This window comes from Acinetobacter sp. YH01021 (assembly GCF_013420255.1).
In the GTDB taxonomy this organism is placed as follows: Bacteria; Pseudomonadota; Gammaproteobacteria; order Pseudomonadales; family Moraxellaceae; genus Acinetobacter.
This window is the reverse complement of record NZ_VOYO01000004.1, coordinates 121,116-137,538: the sequence shown is the minus strand read 5'-3', so window position 1 is coordinate 137,538 and position 16,423 is coordinate 121,116. Positions and strand designations below refer to the sequence as shown.

13 protein-coding genes are annotated in these 16,423 nt (G+C 45.8%); all 13 read left to right on the top strand.

The window, feature by feature from the left end:
• The first annotated feature begins 434 nt into the window (after window positions 1-434).
• A complete protein-coding gene (gene nirB, locus FTT86_RS05175; RefSeq protein ID WP_218954938.1) occupies window positions 435-2,981 on the top strand; it encodes a nitrite reductase large subunit NirB in 2,547 nt (848 codons plus the stop codon).
• A 24-nt stretch (window positions 2,982-3,005) separates the two neighbouring features.
• Complete coding sequence (nirD, locus tag FTT86_RS05170; protein ID WP_180180738.1) at window positions 3,006-4,616, top strand: nitrite reductase small subunit NirD; 1,611 nt, start codon at window positions 3,006-3,008, stop codon at window positions 4,614-4,616.
• Between the two features lie 180 nt (window positions 4,617-4,796).
• Complete coding sequence (locus tag FTT86_RS05165; protein WP_180180737.1) at window positions 4,797-7,574, top strand: nitrate reductase; 2,778 nt, start codon at window positions 4,797-4,799, stop codon at window positions 7,572-7,574.
• Complete coding sequence (locus tag FTT86_RS05160) at window positions 7,571-8,197, top strand: molybdenum cofactor guanylyltransferase (RefSeq protein ID WP_121979917.1); 627 nt, start codon at window positions 7,571-7,573, stop codon at window positions 8,195-8,197. Before FTT86_RS05165 ends, FTT86_RS05160 begins: the two co-directional genes overlap by 4 nt.
• Window positions 8,198-8,427: 230 nt before the next feature.
• The gene (gene moaA, locus FTT86_RS05155; RefSeq protein ID WP_153566669.1) at window positions 8,428-9,453 is read left to right on the top strand and encodes a GTP 3',8-cyclase MoaA; all 1,026 of its coding nucleotides are present in this window, start codon (window positions 8,428-8,430) and stop codon (window positions 9,451-9,453) included.
• Between the two features lie 2 nt (window positions 9,454-9,455).
• Window positions 9,456-9,722, top strand: a complete 267-nt coding sequence (locus tag FTT86_RS05150; RefSeq protein WP_180086995.1) for a MoaD/ThiS family protein — start codon at window positions 9,456-9,458, stop codon at window positions 9,720-9,722.
• 1 nt (window position 9,723) lies between these two features.
• A complete protein-coding gene (locus FTT86_RS05145; RefSeq protein ID WP_180086996.1) occupies window positions 9,724-10,266 on the top strand; it encodes a molybdenum cofactor biosynthesis protein MoaE in 543 nt (180 codons plus the stop codon).
• 69 nt (window positions 10,267-10,335) lie between these two features.
• Complete coding sequence (gene moaCB / locus FTT86_RS05140; protein ID WP_180087049.1) at window positions 10,336-11,259, top strand: bifunctional molybdenum cofactor biosynthesis protein MoaC/MoaB; 924 nt, start codon at window positions 10,336-10,338, stop codon at window positions 11,257-11,259.
• Entirely contained in the window at window positions 11,256-12,497 is a 1,242-nt protein-coding gene (locus FTT86_RS05135) for a molybdopterin molybdotransferase MoeA (protein ID WP_180180736.1), read from the top strand. Before moaCB ends, FTT86_RS05135 begins: the two co-directional genes overlap by 4 nt.
• A 47-nt stretch (window positions 12,498-12,544) precedes the next feature.
• Window positions 12,545-13,309 (top strand): molybdate ABC transporter substrate-binding protein, encoded by a 765-nt coding sequence (modA, locus tag FTT86_RS05130; RefSeq protein ID WP_180180735.1) that lies wholly within the window; start codon window positions 12,545-12,547, stop codon window positions 13,307-13,309.
• A gap of 6 nt (window positions 13,310-13,315) precedes the next feature.
• Window positions 13,316-13,999 (top strand): molybdate ABC transporter permease subunit, encoded by a 684-nt coding sequence (gene modB, locus FTT86_RS05125; protein WP_180180734.1) that lies wholly within the window; start codon window positions 13,316-13,318, stop codon window positions 13,997-13,999.
• 1 nt (window position 14,000) lies between these two features.
• Complete coding sequence (locus tag FTT86_RS05120) at window positions 14,001-14,642, top strand: ATP-binding cassette domain-containing protein (protein ID WP_005096928.1); 642 nt, start codon at window positions 14,001-14,003, stop codon at window positions 14,640-14,642.
• 329 nt (window positions 14,643-14,971) lie between these two features.
• Window positions 14,972-16,321 carry an MFS transporter gene (locus tag FTT86_RS05115; protein WP_180180733.1) on the top strand — a complete coding sequence of 450 codons (1,350 nt, stop codon included), beginning with the start codon at window positions 14,972-14,974 and terminating at the stop codon, window positions 16,319-16,321.
• Window positions 16,322-16,423: the final 102 nt, after the last annotated feature.

Here is a 16,423-nt window from a genome sequence, read left to right as displayed (position 1 = left end):
GTGCATAAAATTCTATTTTTCTGTTCAATTTAGTGCACAGCTTTAGAGATTTCAGCTGATAGCTGATCAAAATGAAGCGTTTAGTTAGATCATCTGCCTGAAATAAGGCGTTTTCTTATTGGAAAAGTTGGCACGATTTCTGCATTTATTAAATCGTCAAAGATGACTTTCAATACTAACAACGGCCAACGATGTCCGTTCTGATCGTAATTGCACTTTCAAGGAGTGTGATTGGTATTTCGTTCAGCACAGGATAAATGACATGGTCAGTTGTTCAGCAATACAAAACGCACAAGCGTTTCAACCCTTCCTCCAGCATTACAAAGCGCTGGGTTGCGGTATTTACAACATATTCAATCAGCAGACATATCAATGCCTAGACGTGATATGCGGCTTTTTATCATCTTTAAAAAAACAATAGTTGGAGTGCAGATATGAAAATTCTCATGATTGGGCATGGCATGGTGGGGCATAAATTCATCGAATCTGTACTGGAACAGGCCGGTGATGACATTGAGCTGACCATTTTGGCAGAAGAGCCACATTTAGCTTATGACCGGGTACATTTGACCGAATATTTCAGCGGCAAGTCGGTCAAGGATCTGAGTCTGTGTCGTAGTGATTTTGCCGATGCTTATGGCATTGATTTGCGACTTAATACTAAAGCGGTTGAAATTGATCAGCTCCATAAAACCGTCACCACCAGCCAGGGTGATGTGCTGAGTTTTGACAAGTTGATTCTCGCTACCGGTTCTTATGCCTTTGTGCCACCAATCCCGGGCAATGACCGTCAGAATTGCTTTGTTTATCGTACCATTGAAGATCTGGATGCCATTCGTGCAGCCAGTCTGAATGCCAAAACTGGCGTAGTGATTGGCGGCGGCTTGCTAGGGCTGGAAGCAGCGAAAGCCCTGCGAGATCTGAATCTGGAAACCCATGTCGTAGAATTTGCTCCGCGTCTGATGGCGGTGCAGATTGATGATCTGGGCGGCCGGGTACTGCGCTCTAAAATTGAAGACCTTGGTGTCAAGGTACATACTCAAAAGGCCACGTCAAGTATTGAAGATGGTGACAGCACTCAGCATGTAATGAAGTTCGGAGATGGTTCGGTGCTTGAAACCGATATCATCCTGTTCTCGGCCGGCATTCGTCCGCGTGATGAACTGGCGCGCCAAAGTGGTTTACTGATTGGTGAGCGTGGCGGCATCATCATTAATGATTATTGCCAGACCTCACATCCGGACATTTATGCCATTGGTGAATGTGCACTTTGGGACAATAAAATTTATGGTCTGGTTGCACCAGGCTATGACATGGCGCGGATCGCGGCAAAACATGTCCTAGGCCAAGAAAGTCATGCATTCGCTGGTGCGGACATGAGTACCAAGCTCAAACTGATGGGCGTGGATGTTGCTTCTATTGGTGATGCACATGCCATGTCCCCAGGTGCTTTGAGCTATTTTTATGCTGATGAAGCCGCGCAGGTTTATAAAAAAATCGTGGTGTCAGCAGATAAGACCAGGCTGCTGGGCGCGGTGCTGGTGGGCTGTGCCAAAGAATATAGTGATCTCCTGCAAATGATGCTAAATGGTCTGGCTGTACCGGAGCAACCGGAAAGCCTGATCATGCCGGGCTTTGATCAGTCAACCTCCAAATCAGGTGGTAGTGGTGTCGATTTATTGCCTGACAGTGCGACCATCTGTTCATGTAATAACGTTTCCAAAGCTGATATCTGTTCAGCTATTGATGGCGGTGCAACTTCATTGGGTGCACTGAAAAAATGCACCCAGGCTGCAACGGCGTGCGGTGGCTGTGCACCACTGGTAACGCAGGTTCTCAAATCTGAATTACAGCGTCAGGGTGTCACGGTGAACAATCACCTGTGCGAACACTTTGCCTATTCACGTCAGGAACTGTATCACCTGGTACGCGTGCATGAAATCAAGACATTCTCTGACCTGATTCAGCAACATGGGCACGGCATGGGCTGTGATATCTGCAAACCGACTGTAGCCAATATTCTGGCATCCTGCTGGAATGATTTTGTTCTGAAACCAAGTCATGCCGGTTTGCAGGATAGTAACGACTACTACCTCGGCAATATCCAGAAAGATGGTTCCTATTCGATTGTGCCACGTGTGGCAGGCGGCGAGATTACTCCGGATGGCCTGATTACCATCGGTCAGATCGCCAAAGATTATGGTTTATATACCAAAATCACGGGCGGACAACGAATTGACATGTTTGGTGCACAGGTACATCAACTGCCTGAAATCTGGGAGAAACTGATCAATGCCGGTTTCGAGTCCGGACATGCCTACGGCAAATCCTTACGTACGGTGAAATCTTGCGTGGGTAGTACCTGGTGCCGTTTTGGAGTCGATGATTCTGTCGGCTTGGCGATTTTCCTGGAGAATCGTTATAAAGGCCTGCGTTCACCCCATAAAACCAAAATGGCAGTATCCGGCTGTACCCGTGAATGTGCAGAAGCACAGAGCAAGGATGTCGGTGTCATTGCCACGGAGAAAGGCTGGAATCTATATGTATGCGGTAATGGCGGTATGAAACCACGCCATGCTGAACTGCTCGCCTCGGATCTGGATACTTCCACACTGATCAAATATATCGACCGCTTTTTTATGTTCTATATCCAGACGGCAGACCGTCTGCAGCGCACCAGTGTGTGGCGTGACAATATGGAAGGTGGGCTGGACTATCTGAAAGATGTCATTGTGCATGATTCGCTCGGCATTGCCGCTGAACTGGAAAGCCGTATGCAGCATGTGATTGGCACTTATCAGGATGAATGGCGCACTGCGATTGAAGATCCTGAAGTGCGCAAACGCTTTAAGACTTTTATTAATGCCAAAGTAGCCGAGCAGAATGACCCGCATATTCAGTTTGCGCCTGTACGTGGCCAGATTCGTCCAAAGACAGAAGCTGAACGTGATTTAAACCGTATTCCAGTGGTTGAAGCCTAAATACCACAGTCAGGGAGAATGAAAATGACAATTTTAAAAGACATGAACGAACTGAACTGGTACGAAGTCTGCAATCTGGATGAGATCACTCCGAATACCGGTGTGGCAGCCCTGATTGAAGATCAGCAGATTGCAATTTTTCGCGTGGGTCAGGAACAGCGGGTTTATGCACTCAGCAATCAGGATCCGTTTAGTCTGGCCAATGTCATGGCACGTGGCATTCTGGGTGATCTGCAAGGTGAGCGTGTAGTCGCATCCCCAATTTACAAGCAGCATTTCAGTCTGGTGACCGGCCGTTGTCTGGAAGAACAAAACCAGAAATTACTGGTATTTCCAACCCGAATTGAAAATGGCAAAGTTCTGGTGAGTCCGACTCCGCAAAAGACTTATATTTCCAGTAATGGTCAAAACACAGAGCGCTTAAAATTGGTATTGGTCGGGAATGGGCTGGCGGGTATGCGCTGTCTGGAAGACTTGCTGGATATGGCACCAGATCGTTATGACATTACCGTGATTGGGGAAGAGCCATGGGGAAATTACAACCGGATCATGTTGTCACCGGTATTGTCTGGTGAGAAAAGCTTTGCCGAAATTATGCTGCATTCAGCTGACTGGTATGCCGAAAAAGGCATTCGATTTATTGCTGGAGATGCTGCTATCGCTATCGACCGTTCACGTAAGCAGGTTCATACCGAAAAAGGTGAGATAGTTGCTTATGATCGTCTGATCCTCGCGACCGGTTCCAAACCTTTCGTACCGCCAATTCCGGGTGCTGAACTTGAAGGCGTGATTAGCTTCCGGGATATTCAGGATGTTAACCGCATGCTGGATTACTGCAAAACCAAGCAAAATGCCGTCGTGATTGGAGGTGGGTTGCTGGGTCTAGAAGCAGCTTATGGACTGAAGCAGCAGGGGATGAATGTAACTGTGCTGCATCTGATGGACCGTATTATGGATCGTCAACTGGATATGAAAGCCAGTCAAATGCTGAAAAAATCAATTGAAGATAAAGGCATCCGAATCATCACTGAAGCCAACACCGAAGAGCTGCTCGGTATTGATGGTCACGTGACTCAACTGCGACTAAAAGACGGGACAGTGCTGGATGCCGATTTGGTGGTCTTCGCCGTCGGGATTCGACCAAATAAAACCCTGGCTGAACAGGCTGGTCTGCGCTGCAATCGTGGGGTGCTGGTGAATGACACCATGCAAACCTATGACCCGAGTATTTATGCAGTGGGTGAATGCATTGAGCATCGTGGCCAGACCTTTGGACTGGTTGAGCCATTATGGGGACAGGCCTTTATCTGCGCGACGCATCTGGCTGAACATGGCCGACTGACCTTTAAGGCACCGACTGTTCCGACCCAGCTTAAGGTCAGTGGATGTGATGTCTTCTCGGCAGGCAATTTCGAACCGCAGGATGATTTTGAAGATATCGTGCTGAATGATGAAAAACGTCAGATCTATAAACGGATCATTATTCAGCAGGACAAAGTCATTGGTGCAGTGCTATTTGGCGATACCGAAGATGGAGCTTGGTATGCAGAACTGATTGCAGATCAGACACCGATTAGTAATATCCGCAGCAAACTGCTTTTTGGTCGGGATTTTGCATTAAAAAAGGCAGGGTAATCGGATCAATCTCCCAACCCCTCTTTAAACAAGAGGGGAACCTCTCTCCTTTATTAAAGGAGGGTTGGTGAGGATTAAAGCTTTTGAGACATAGAAAAAATTTAAATCAAACCTGTAAAAGCTAGATATCAGAGATTTGGTGAAACAAGTGAATTTGGATGATTAAGGAGCGCAGCAGCAATGAATAGTATTCCGGTTATGGAACTACATAGCTCTACTGAATCCCAAATAAAAACCACTCAGACGACCTGTCCTTATTGTGGAGTAGGCTGTGGTGTCATCGCGCACGTAAGCCAAACCTCGATGGGTGAAAAGGTTCAGATTGAAGGCGATGTTCAGCATCCTGCGAACTTGGGCAAGTTGTGTATTAAAGGCAGTCATCTTGCCGATACACTTGGCTTAAAAACCCGGCTTCTACATCCGATAACAGGTCGAAAAGAGCAGCGGCAAATAAGCACTTGGGATCATGCCATTTCAAGTATTGCCAATAAATTTCAGCAATGTATTGATCAGTATGGACGTGACAGCATCGCCTTTTATGTCTCCGGCCAGCTTTTGACTGAAGACTATTATGTGGTGAACAAGTTTGTAAAAGGCTATCTGGGTACTGCCAATATTGATACCAATTCAAGACTGTGCATGTCTTCTGCTGTGGCGGCACATAAACGGGCTTTCGGCGAAGACCTGGTACCGGCCAGCTACACAGATTTTGAGCAGACAGAAATGGTGATTCTGGTCGGTTCCAATACTGCCTGGTGCCATCCGGTGCTTTATCAGCGCATCATGAAAGTCAAAGAAGAGCGGGATTTATTCGTGGTGGTGATTGATCCCCGCTTTACCGCAACCTGTGAAGCGGCAGACTTACACTTGCCGATTTTACCAGGTCAGGATGTCGCGCTGTTTAATGGCTTGTTGCAGTATCTTCAGCAAAATGGTCATGCCGATCTGGATTTTGTTACCCAACATACTCAAGGTCTGGAGCAGGCGCTTGCCAGCAGCTCGACAGAGTCATCGATTGAAAGCGTGGCAAGACGTACCGGTATTGCTATTGAAAAATTAATCTTATTTTTTCAAAAATTTGCCCAGACCGAAAAAATTATGAGCCTGTTTTCCATGGGCGTAAACCAATCCTCCCAAGGCGTAGACAAGGCCAATAGCATTATCAACTGTCATTTATTGACAGGAAAAATAGGCAAACCCGGTTCGGCACCTTTTTCCATGACCGGACAACCGAATGCGATGGGCGGACGGGAGGTCAGTGGGCTGGCCAATATGCTGGCCAGTCATCTGGATTTGGATAACCCACAGCATCAGCAACTGGTGCAGGATTTCTGGCAAAGCCCGGTCATCGCGCGGCAGCCCGGATTAAAAGCGGTAGATTTATTTCAAGCGGTGGAAAGCGGGAAAATCAAGGCCATCTGGATTATGGCCACCAATCCGATCGTGAGTTTGCCCGATGCAGATCAGGTTAAACGCGCTCTGGAAAAGTGTGAATTTGTGGTCGTTTCCGACATTTGTCTCGACACCGATACCACGCAATATGCCGATGTACTGTTACCGGCATTGGGTTGGGGCGAAAAAGATGGCACAGTCACCAATTCGGAGCGCCGTATTTCCCGGCAAAAGGCTTTTTTGCCGGCTCCGGGTGAAGCCAAAGCAGACTGGTGGGCCATTTCTCGGGTGGCTCAGGTCTTAGGTTTTCGCGGTTTTGACTTTAGCAATAGCCATGACATTTTTCTGGAACACGCCCGTTTATCTGCCTATCAGAATGGTTCACTTTCGCAACGCGCAGATACACCCAATTTTCGCTATTTCAACCTGCAAGGTTTAACTCATCTCGGTTTTGCGGAATATCAGAATCTGGCATCGATCCAGTGGCCGGTTTGGGATAAGCAAGAAGTTCATCAGGTTGGTCAACTATTTAGCCAAGGCCAGTTTAGTCATGCAGATGGCAAGGCCAGATTGGTGCCGACGATTGCAGCCGATCCGGTACATGCTATTTCTGCTGAATATCCTCTGATTCTAAATACCGGACGCATTCGTGATCAATGGCACACCATGAGCCGTACCGGATTATCTGCCAGTTTATCCCAGCATCGTACTGAGCCTTATTGTGAGTTGCATCCGCACGATGCGCTGAAATATGGCTTGAAAGATGCCGAGCTGGTCGAGGTGAAATCCGCTTGGGGAAGTTGTGTACTCCGTGTGCAATTTTCACAAAATATGCGACGTGGCCAGATTTTTGCACCGATTCATTGGAACGACCAGTTTGCGTCCGATGCGCGGATTGGCAAAGTGGTGAATCCGGTAGTTGACCCGATTTCTGGCGAACCAGAATTTAAGCATACTCCAGTGATGATCCAGCCATTTTATACCCAGTGGCAGGGCGTGCTGTATGTGCGGGAAGGCTTTGAGCAGCAGATCCAGACCATAATTGAAAATACGGTGTGGTGGAGCAAAATTCAAACCACTCAGGCCATCCGGTATGAACTGGCAGACCGGCGCAGGTTTTCTGACATCACCGGGCAGATCAAGAGCCTGTTAGCCTTTGATGATGAAAGCTTTGAATGGCTGAATCTCGAAGATCAAACGGCGCATATCAGTCATAGTGTGGTGCTTCAGGATGGCCAGTTAATTGCCAGTTTTTATATCGCACCGGCGGCACTATTGCCAGATCGTGACTGGGTGGCTGGCCTGTTTAGACGTGAACGTCTGAGTGCATTGCATCGTAAAGCATTGCTGGCAGGTCAGGCCATGTCGATGGGAAATAGTGAAGGGGCATTGGTCTGTAGCTGTTTTAAGGTCGGTAAGAACCGAATTATTCAAACCATTAAAGATAAAAATATCACGCATGAAAAACAGGTGACTGCATGTCTAAAAGCCGGAGGAAATTGTGGTTCGTGTTTGCCAGAAATTAGAGGCCTGATTAAGGCCTGCCAGACGGAGTGCATAGAATGAAAAGAAGAGTGATGAAGACGGTGTCTTATCCGGAAACCGACGTGGTGATTCTGGCCGGAGGTTTAGCGCGGCGCATGAATGGCATCAATAAATTGCTGCACAAATTTGATGATGAAATCCAGCTGATTAAAATCCATCAGCAACTGAAGTCCCGGGCAAGCAAAGTCTGGGTCAATAGCCATCGGGATCACTCTATTTATAAACGGATGATTCCTTCGATTGATTTTTATCAGGACGATGAACCCGGCTTTCAGGGACCATTGATGGGCATGAAGAGTGCCTGGTCACATGTGGAATCTGATTATGTGCTGTTCGTGCCTTGTGATGTGACCTATATTCCCAAAAAAGTCATTTCACGTTTACATCAGGCCCTGCAACGACATCCTTTATCTGAAGTGGCGGTAGTTGAAATCAATGAAAAGGCATTGTTTCCATTCTGTCTGATGAAACGCAGCAGCTTACCCACGCTTATACAACATCTTGAAAATGATCAGCACAGTTTAAAACTTTGTTTTGCTGACATGCACATGCAGCGGGCAAGCTTTAAAAATCGTGCCCTGTTTTTTCACAGTATTAATTCATTTGACGAGCTACAGCAGCATCAACAGCTTAACTTTCTCTAGCGTTTAAAATGCTAAAAGTCGAATTATCATATTCTGGTTCACCAAAATATTGCTTTTTTTATTTTTCGAGCGAAATTTTGGACTAAAAAAGAAAAAATATTACCCATTAATATTCATTAAACATAAATTTGTGCAAAGTTGGAACACTTATTGCTCATTCATTGTGAAGAAATAGGGCAGTAAATCAAGACTGTTAAATAACCGTGCAGATCTCATCATGGACCGCAGCAATGAACAGCATGACAGCTTTAGCACCTCGCAGTATCTTTCAGGATCAGTTTGGACGCCAGAAACGTAAGTTGCGGATCTCGGTGACTGACCGTTGTAATTTCAAATGCAGCTATTGCATGCCTGAACATCCGGAATGGATGAATAAAAAAGATTTGCTCAGTTTTGAAGCCCTGTATGCTTTTTGCGAGTTTATGGTGCGACACGGGATTGAGCAGATCCGGGTGACGGGTGGCGAACCGTTGATGCGTCAAGGTATTGTTCATTTTATTGCTCGCTTGCAGACATTGAAAGCCTTTGGCCTGAAACGTATTTCCATGACCAGTAATGGCCATTATTTAAAAGATTATGCTCAAGCGCTTAAACAGGCAGGACTGGACGATCTGAATATCAGTCTAGACAGTCTTGATCCAAAGCAGTTTCAGCAACTGACCCAAAAACAGTTACAGCCTGTACTTCAAGGTATTTCTGCCGCACAGCAGGCAGGTTTGACCGTCAAGATCAATAGTGTGCTCATCAAAGGCATCAATGACAATCAGATTATTCCTTTGGTGAAATGGGCACAGCATCAGGCTATAGAACTGCGTTTTATTGAGTTTATGCCCCTCGATGGCGATCAGAAATGGAATCCGTCTGATGTCATCAGTGAGCAGGATATCCTGGATCAACTGAAAACTGAATTTGATGTCCAGGTATCTCAAGGACAAGGCGCCAATCCAGCCCGTGGCTATTTGGTCAATGGGCAGCCTTTGGGGATTATTTCCACCATTACCCATTCATTTTGCAGTGATTGTGACCGTCTGCGCCTCAATGCCCAAGGTGAATTTTATAACTGTTTATTTGCCAGACAAGGCCTGAACCTTAAGGCAGATATCGAACAACTGGCGCTGGATCATTTCGCCACACAGACATTTCAGCACAAGCTCCACGCTTATATCTGGCATAAAGAGGCCGGCTTCCATGCGATCCAGCAATCACCAATACAAAAGCCGATCCGAAAAATCAGCATGCACAGCATTGGAGGATAAATATGTCACTCACTCAGCAAAAATTAATTCATATCAGAATAGAAGCCTTCGGTGCGATTGAACGACAAATCCCCGCAGATTTGAGTTTGCAATGCGAGTCTGAAATTCAGGTTTCTGCAGTCCTGAACCAGTTGCTATCCATTTATCCTGATATACAGCCCATGCTGGAACGTTGCGCCTGTGCAATCGGTGAAGACATCATTTCCAGACAGAACGTTTTAAATCGGGACAGTACGCTGGTGCTGTTATCGCCGGTAGCAGGAGGCTGAAATGCAACTCAAACCATTAAAACAATTTGCCCGAATCCAGCAGACTGCTTTTAGTCTGGAGGATTTTGATGATATTCAGCATTTTCCGGAATGTGGTGGAATCGGCATCTTTGTCGGAACAGTACGTAATCATCATCAGGGGAAAGCTGTGCGTGCCCTGAAATATACTGCCTATGCGCCTGTGGCTGAAAAAATGATTCGTGAAATTGAACAGCAGATCCAGACCAAATACCAGGTGTCTTATGTGCGGGTGGTGCATCGGACTGGTGAGTTGGAGGTTGGGGAAACAGCCATCATTGCTATGGCTTATGCGGCCCATCGTCGTGAGGCTTTTGCTGCCTGTGAGGAAGCTGTGGAACGGGTGAAGCATGAAGTTCCGGTCTGGAAAGAAGAATTTTATATGGATGGTAGCAGTCAATATGTCGAAGGCTGTTGTATCCGAAAAGATCATGGACCTGAAACGGACCACTCTCATCATGCAGAAGATCCGCATTGTCACCATCACCATGTAGCACCACACGCTTACCAATTACTATCTAATTAAATGCGTCTAATGAGGATGCATAAGATGAATCAATTTAAAACAGATTTTAAAATTAGCCTGGGACAAATCATGAAAAATGTAGGGATGAAAGCAGAAAGTTACCGTACAGCAATTGCCACTGGAATCCTGCATGCACCGCCACATTGCATTGAGTTGCTGCGTAATGGCAATACTGAAAAAGGGGATGCCCTGAAAACAGCACGCATTGCCGGCATTCTGGGCGCCAAACGGACCGATGAGCTGATTCCACTCTGCCATCCATTGCCGATTTATCGTGCCGATGTGGAATATGAACTGTTTGATGCGTATGTCGAAATTATTGCTACCGTTGAAACCATCGGACCCACTGGTGTGGAAATGGAAGCTTTGACCGCGGTCAGTCTGGCGGGTCTGACCTTGTATGACATGCTGAAGCCGCATTGTGAACCGGAAGATTTGTCGCTGGATCAATGCAGGTTGCAGCAGAAAAAAGGCGGAAAATCACATTTTACCCGCGTACTTAAAGAGAGTCTGTCCGCTTCGGTTATTGTGCTGTCCGATACGGTTGCAGCAGGCAAAAAGCCGGACACTGCCGGACAAAACGTACTGGAAATTTTAAAAGAAGCCAATTTTGATTCTATTAGTTATCAGGTTATTCCCGATAGCCCAGAACAGCTCTTGACCCTGATTGAACAGCAGAAAAATCAGTATCCGCTGATTCTAACTGTGGGCGGTACTGGCTTAGGTCCTAAAGACCTGACCGTCGAAACCCTACAACCTTTGCTGCAACGGGAAATTCCCGGTTTAATGGAAGCTTCACGTAGTTTTGGGCAAAAACGTACCCCTTATGCAGCATTAAGTCGTGGCGTGGCTGGCTATATTGAGAACAGTCTGGTGATGACCCTACCGGGAAGTCGTCAGGGTGCGAAAGAATCTCTGATCGCGGTACTTCCGGCTTTGGTGCACTTGTTTGATGTGCAAAAAAATATCCCACATGCGGGGGGCTATCAATGAATCAGGCACTATCACATTCAGCCTGCGGTGCTGAACCGGGACTGATTTCTGTTGATCAGGCACTGCAGATGTTACTTGAGCAGACGCATATCTTGGTAGCTGAAAGCCTGCCGCTTGCTCGGGCTCTGAATCGCTATCTGGCAGAGGCGATTGATTCGGCCATACCATTGCCGCTGTTTTCACAAAGTGCTGTAGATGGCTATGCGCTTTGCAGTCCAGAAAATGTTAGTGCTCACAGCACTTTTGAACTCATTGGAGAGATTCGGGCAGGGCAAAGTACTGAAATTGAACTGCGGCCAGGTCAGGCGGTCCGGATTTTTACCGGTGCCAGGATTCCAGCAGGAACTACAACGGTCGCCCGTCAGGAAATTGTCAAATGCCATGCCAATCAAATCATTATTACAACAGACCTAAAGCCTCATACGGATATACGTGATGCAGGCGAGGAAATCGCACAAGGGCAGCGTCTGGCAGATGCAGGTCAAAAACTGCATGTAGGTGCAATTGCAGCTTTGAGCATGGCAGGCGTAAAGCAGGTTTCAGTCTATCGTTATCCTAAAATTGCTGTTGTGATTACTGGAGATGAAGTCGCTTCCAGCATTGAAGACCTGAATTCCGGAAAAATCTTTGACGCCAATGCTCCACTGATTCAGGCCTGGTTTCAATCACAGGGTCAAAACGTAGATATTATGCATGTTTCAGATAATGAGTATGAGCTGCAAACGTTAATACATCGTCTTAAAAACCAATACGACTTCATATTGACCACAGGCGGGGTTTCGGTGGGTGATTATGATTTCATTCGTCCTGTTGCCCTGGAGCAGGGTTTTGAGCAGATTTTCTGGAAAGTGAAGCAGAAGCCCGGAAAACCGATGTTATTTGCCAAGTATCGTCGAGATGATCAAGGTTACTGTTATCTCTTGGGTTTGCCGGGAAATCCGGCTGCTGTGTATGTCGGGATGCAAATCTATACGGCAACTTTACTGAATGCCTTACAAGGGCAAAAGCAGTCACCTGCATGGCTTAGTGCGGTAATGACACATGATTTGAAAGCGGATGCACGTGAACGTTTTTTAAGAATGGCTGCAGAATTTGATCAGGGTACTTTAAAGCTCAAAAGCCTGGCGAAACAGCAGTCGCATATGTTGAGTAATCTGATGCAGGCCAATTGTCTGGTACGTATTCCGGCAGCAACAGAAATCCAAGCCGGGCATGTGGTACAAGGTTTACTGATTTGAAATGCCTGTCGCAATTCTCAATATTCGAATCACATAGAATGAGAAAGATGGATTTATTCAAAGTTCTACTCACTGGCGTGCTGTTGACTAGCCCCATGCTGTATGCCGAAACAGTTAAAATATATGCCGCAGCCAGCCTGACCAATGCGATTACTGATATTTCCAGACTATATGAGCAACAGCATCGGGACATCCAGATCGTTCCGGTTTTTGCTGCGTCTTCGGTATTGGCGAAACAAATTGCGGCGGGAGCGAGCAGTGATCTATTTTTCTCTGCAGACCTAGACTGGATGAATGATCTGATCAAGAAACAAAAAATTCAGATCGGTCAGATTCGACCTATGCTTTTGAATGAACTCGTATTGATTAGTTCTATTCAGCAAAAAAATCATTTTAAAATGTCAGCTGACTTTAATTTTGCTAAAGCCTTTCAGGGTTATTTATGTACCGGACAAATGGAATCGGTGCCTGCTGGAAAATATGCCAAACAAAGCTTAACCCGGCTAGGGTGGTTGAATCCGCTTCGGGGCAGAATAGTCGGTACGGATAGCGTTCGTTCAACCTTGGCTTTTGTAGAACGTGGCGAATGTCAGGTCGGCATTGTGTATAGAACTGATGCCTTGATGAGTAAAAAAGTTAAAATTTCAGGAGTATTTCCAGCCAGTACACATCGTCCGATTGTGTATCCAATCGCTTTAACCCGGCAGGGCCAGAAAAATCAGGCAGCAGTCCAATTTTCTGAATTTATCCAGACGAGTCCAAGGGCCAGGCAGATTTTCCAGAAATATGGTTTTAAGCTTAAGGTAGGCTAACTGCTCATGCTTACACCAGAAGAACTGAGTGCCTTAGCGCTTTCAGCCAAAGTAGCGGGCTTTGCCACAGCGGTGTGTCTGCCATTTGCTATCGCCGTAGCATGGTTACTGGCGCGTTATGAATTCAGGGCCAAATTTCTTGTAGAGGCGATATTGCAGATGCCCATGGTGCTACCGCCGGTGGTACTGGGGTATCTTCTGCTCCTGCTGTTTGGTCATCAGGGGATGCTGGGGCAATATCTACATAAATGGGGAATTCAGCTGATATTTAACTGGAAAGGTGCGGTACTGGCAGCAATGATTGTGGCATTTCCTTTAATGGTTCAACCAATTCGCTTGTCTTTTCAAATGGTCAACCGGCAGTTAGAACAGGTGGCAGGATCTTTGGGCGCCACACCATGGCGGGTATTCTGTAGCATTAGCCTGCCTCTGGCTTTGCCTGGAATTTTAATCGGTAGCATTTTATGTTTCAGCCGCAGTCTGGGAGAATTTGGTGCCACCATTACCTTTGTTGGCAATATTCCAGAAGAAACCCGCACGATTCCCATCGCCATTTATAGTCTGTTACAGCAGCCTGATGGAGAAAGCATGGCCATGCGTCTGGTCATTTTATCTCTGATTTTGGCTTTTTCTGCCTTGATTGCAAATTACTGGATCATGCAGAAGTATCAACGTAAATTGGAGGGCTAAGATGCTGAAGTGTGATTTTCAGTTTAATTACGCAAATTTCCAGCTACAGGCCAGTCTGGATATGCAGACACAATTGATTGGTATTGTGGGAGCCTCAGGAAGTGGGAAAAGCACCTTTTTAAAAAATATTGCAGGGCTATTAAAACCATCACAAGGCTTTATTCATTTTCAGCAAAAAATATTATTTGATCATCAGCAGAAACTGAATATTCCTGTTCATCAAAGAAAAATTGCCCTGATTTTTCAGCAAGCCCTACTGTTTCCGCATCTGAATGTCATGCAGAATTTGAAATATGCAGAACAGCTAAATATAAAAAATAAAGGTCAGCAGAAATTTACGTTTGAAGACATTGTGGAGTTACTCGAATTAAAGCCACTACTTCGGCATCGGGCGCATCAGCTTTCTGGTGGACAGGCACAGCGCGTTTCTATCGGTCGTGCACTTTTATCTTCTCCCGACCTATTACTTTTGGATGAGCCTTTAAATGGACTGGATCAAAAGCTGAAAAACCAGATTTTACCTTTTCTGAAAATTGTGATTCATCAAACAGATTTACCCATGATTTATGTGACTCATCATGTAGATGAAGTGGCGTATTTACAGGCACAACTGCTGCATTTTGAAAAGGGAAAAATTATTTGATCCAGCCCTGCACCGATTTAAACCAGCAATGACTCCGGGCAGGTCATCCTATCGCTGTTTTGCTCATAATTTCTCAGAAGATATCTATTTTTCTCTCTATTTTTAAGAAAGAAAAGTCTAATTTAAGAGCTTAAATATAAATTATTTTATATAAAACAGTATCTTATTTTATTTTAAAAATAATCTGGCATGACCTATGCATATATCTGATTAAAGTCAAAGAAGACTCTACATTTGTATGACGGCCAATGACGTCCGTTCTGATCGTTACTGATATGCCTCGGCATCATAGTGACTTAAATACGTTCAGTTCTGGTAAGGAAATGGCTATGTCTTCAAATACAAGTCTCAATAAAGCAACAAAAATAAGTCTATTTAACTTCAGTAGTTCAGCGATGCGGGCCTTCCATATGAGTTGGCTCGCTTTTTTTGTCTGTTTCTTTGCATGGTTTGCCTGTGCACCTTTAATGCCTGTCATTGCCGGTGAATTCAGCCTGACCAAAGAGCAGATCGCCAATATCAATATTGCCGCAGTCGCCATTACCATTCTGGTGCGTCTGATCGTGGGGCCGCTGTGTGATAAATACGGTCCGCGTAAAACCTATACCGCCTTATTGATTATTGGCAGTATTCCGGTGTTTGGTGTGGCGTCGGCCAACAGTTATGAATCTTTCTTGTTTTTCCGTTTATTGATTGGCGCCATCGGTGCCAGTTTTGTCATCACCCAATATCATACCAGCATCATGTTTGCGCCGAATGTGGTGGGAACGGCAAATGCAACTACAGCAGGTTGGGGGAATGCCGGTGGCGGTGCGACCCAAGCCCTGATGCCTTTAATGCTGGCTGCTTTGGTCATGTTCGGTGTAGAACAGGCGATGGGATGGAGAATTGCGCTTCTGGTGCCGGGCATTCTGATGATCATTGTCGGTGTACTGTACTGGAAATTCACCCAAGACTGTCCACAAGGCAATTTTAAAGAACTTCGTGCGCAAGGTATTTCTGTCGGTAGCGATAAAAAAGGTGGTCTTGCCATTCTGATGCATGCCGCACGTAACTACCGTGTGTGGATTTTGTTTGGAGCTTATGCAGCCTGTTTTGGTATTGAAATTTTCATCCATAACATTATTGCCTTGTACTTTGTCGACAACTTCCAGTTTGGCCTAAAAGAAGCAGGCATGGCTGCCGGGATTTTTGGTTTACTGGCATTGTTTGCCCGTGCCTTGGGTGGCATTGTTTCAGACAAAGTTGCGATTCAAAAAGGTCTGGATGGTCGAACCAAAGTCCTGTTTGCCTTGATCATGCTGGAAGGTCTGTTTCTTATTCTATTTTCGCAAATGAACAGCGCGACCTTGGCGATCATGGCGATGACTATATTTGCCTTGTTTACCCATATGGCATGTGGCGCTACCTATGCACTGGTGCCTTTTATCGACCGTGATGCCTTGGGCGGTGTGGCCGGTATTATTGGAGCAGGTGGCAATGTCGGCGCGGTGGCTGCGGGTTTCCTGTTAAAAGGCATGCTGGATATTCAAACCACTTTGATGGTACTGGGTGGCTTGGTGGTGATTGCTGCAAGTTGTGTATTGATGATCCGTTTCTCTGTAGAGCATAAAGAAAAAGAACAGCGTTTATATGAGCAGGCTGTGAATGAACGTCATATGGCTGAGGCTCAGCAATAGGACTGAACACGATTTTGAATATAAGAAGGATCGGAAGATCCTTCTTTTTGCATTCAATAGCTCAAATCAAAATTACTAAAATTAGAGTGCTTTAACTAATCA

What these genes read in the sequence shown, in the direction of transcription:
- FTT86_RS05115 (WP_180180733.1), top strand. Translation starts at nt 14,972, where the DNA reads ATGTCTTCAAATACAAGTCTCAATAAAGCAACAAAAATAAGTCTATTT.
- FTT86_RS05160 (WP_121979917.1), top strand. Translation starts at nt 7,571, where the DNA reads ATGAAAAGAAGAGTGATGAAGACGGTGTCTTATCCGGAAACCGACGTG.
- FTT86_RS05150 (WP_180086995.1), top strand. Translation starts at nt 9,456, where the DNA reads ATGTCACTCACTCAGCAAAAATTAATTCATATCAGAATAGAAGCCTTC.
- FTT86_RS05145 (WP_180086996.1), top strand. Translation starts at nt 9,724, where the DNA reads ATGCAACTCAAACCATTAAAACAATTTGCCCGAATCCAGCAGACTGCT.
- modB (WP_180180734.1), top strand. Translation starts at nt 13,316, where the DNA reads ATGCTTACACCAGAAGAACTGAGTGCCTTAGCGCTTTCAGCCAAAGTA.
- nirD (WP_180180738.1), top strand. Translation starts at nt 3,006, where the DNA reads ATGACAATTTTAAAAGACATGAACGAACTGAACTGGTACGAAGTCTGC.
- moaA (WP_153566669.1), top strand. Translation starts at nt 8,428, where the DNA reads ATGAACAGCATGACAGCTTTAGCACCTCGCAGTATCTTTCAGGATCAG.
- nirB (WP_218954938.1), top strand. Translation starts at nt 435, where the DNA reads ATGAAAATTCTCATGATTGGGCATGGCATGGTGGGGCATAAATTCATC.
- moaCB (WP_180087049.1), top strand. Translation starts at nt 10,336, where the DNA reads ATGAAAAATGTAGGGATGAAAGCAGAAAGTTACCGTACAGCAATTGCC.
- FTT86_RS05120 (WP_005096928.1), top strand. Translation starts at nt 14,001, where the DNA reads ATGCTGAAGTGTGATTTTCAGTTTAATTACGCAAATTTCCAGCTACAG.
- FTT86_RS05135 (WP_180180736.1), top strand. Translation starts at nt 11,256, where the DNA reads ATGAATCAGGCACTATCACATTCAGCCTGCGGTGCTGAACCGGGACTG.
- FTT86_RS05165 (WP_180180737.1), top strand. Translation starts at nt 4,797, where the DNA reads ATGAATAGTATTCCGGTTATGGAACTACATAGCTCTACTGAATCCCAA.
- modA (WP_180180735.1), top strand. Translation starts at nt 12,545, where the DNA reads ATGGATTTATTCAAAGTTCTACTCACTGGCGTGCTGTTGACTAGCCCC.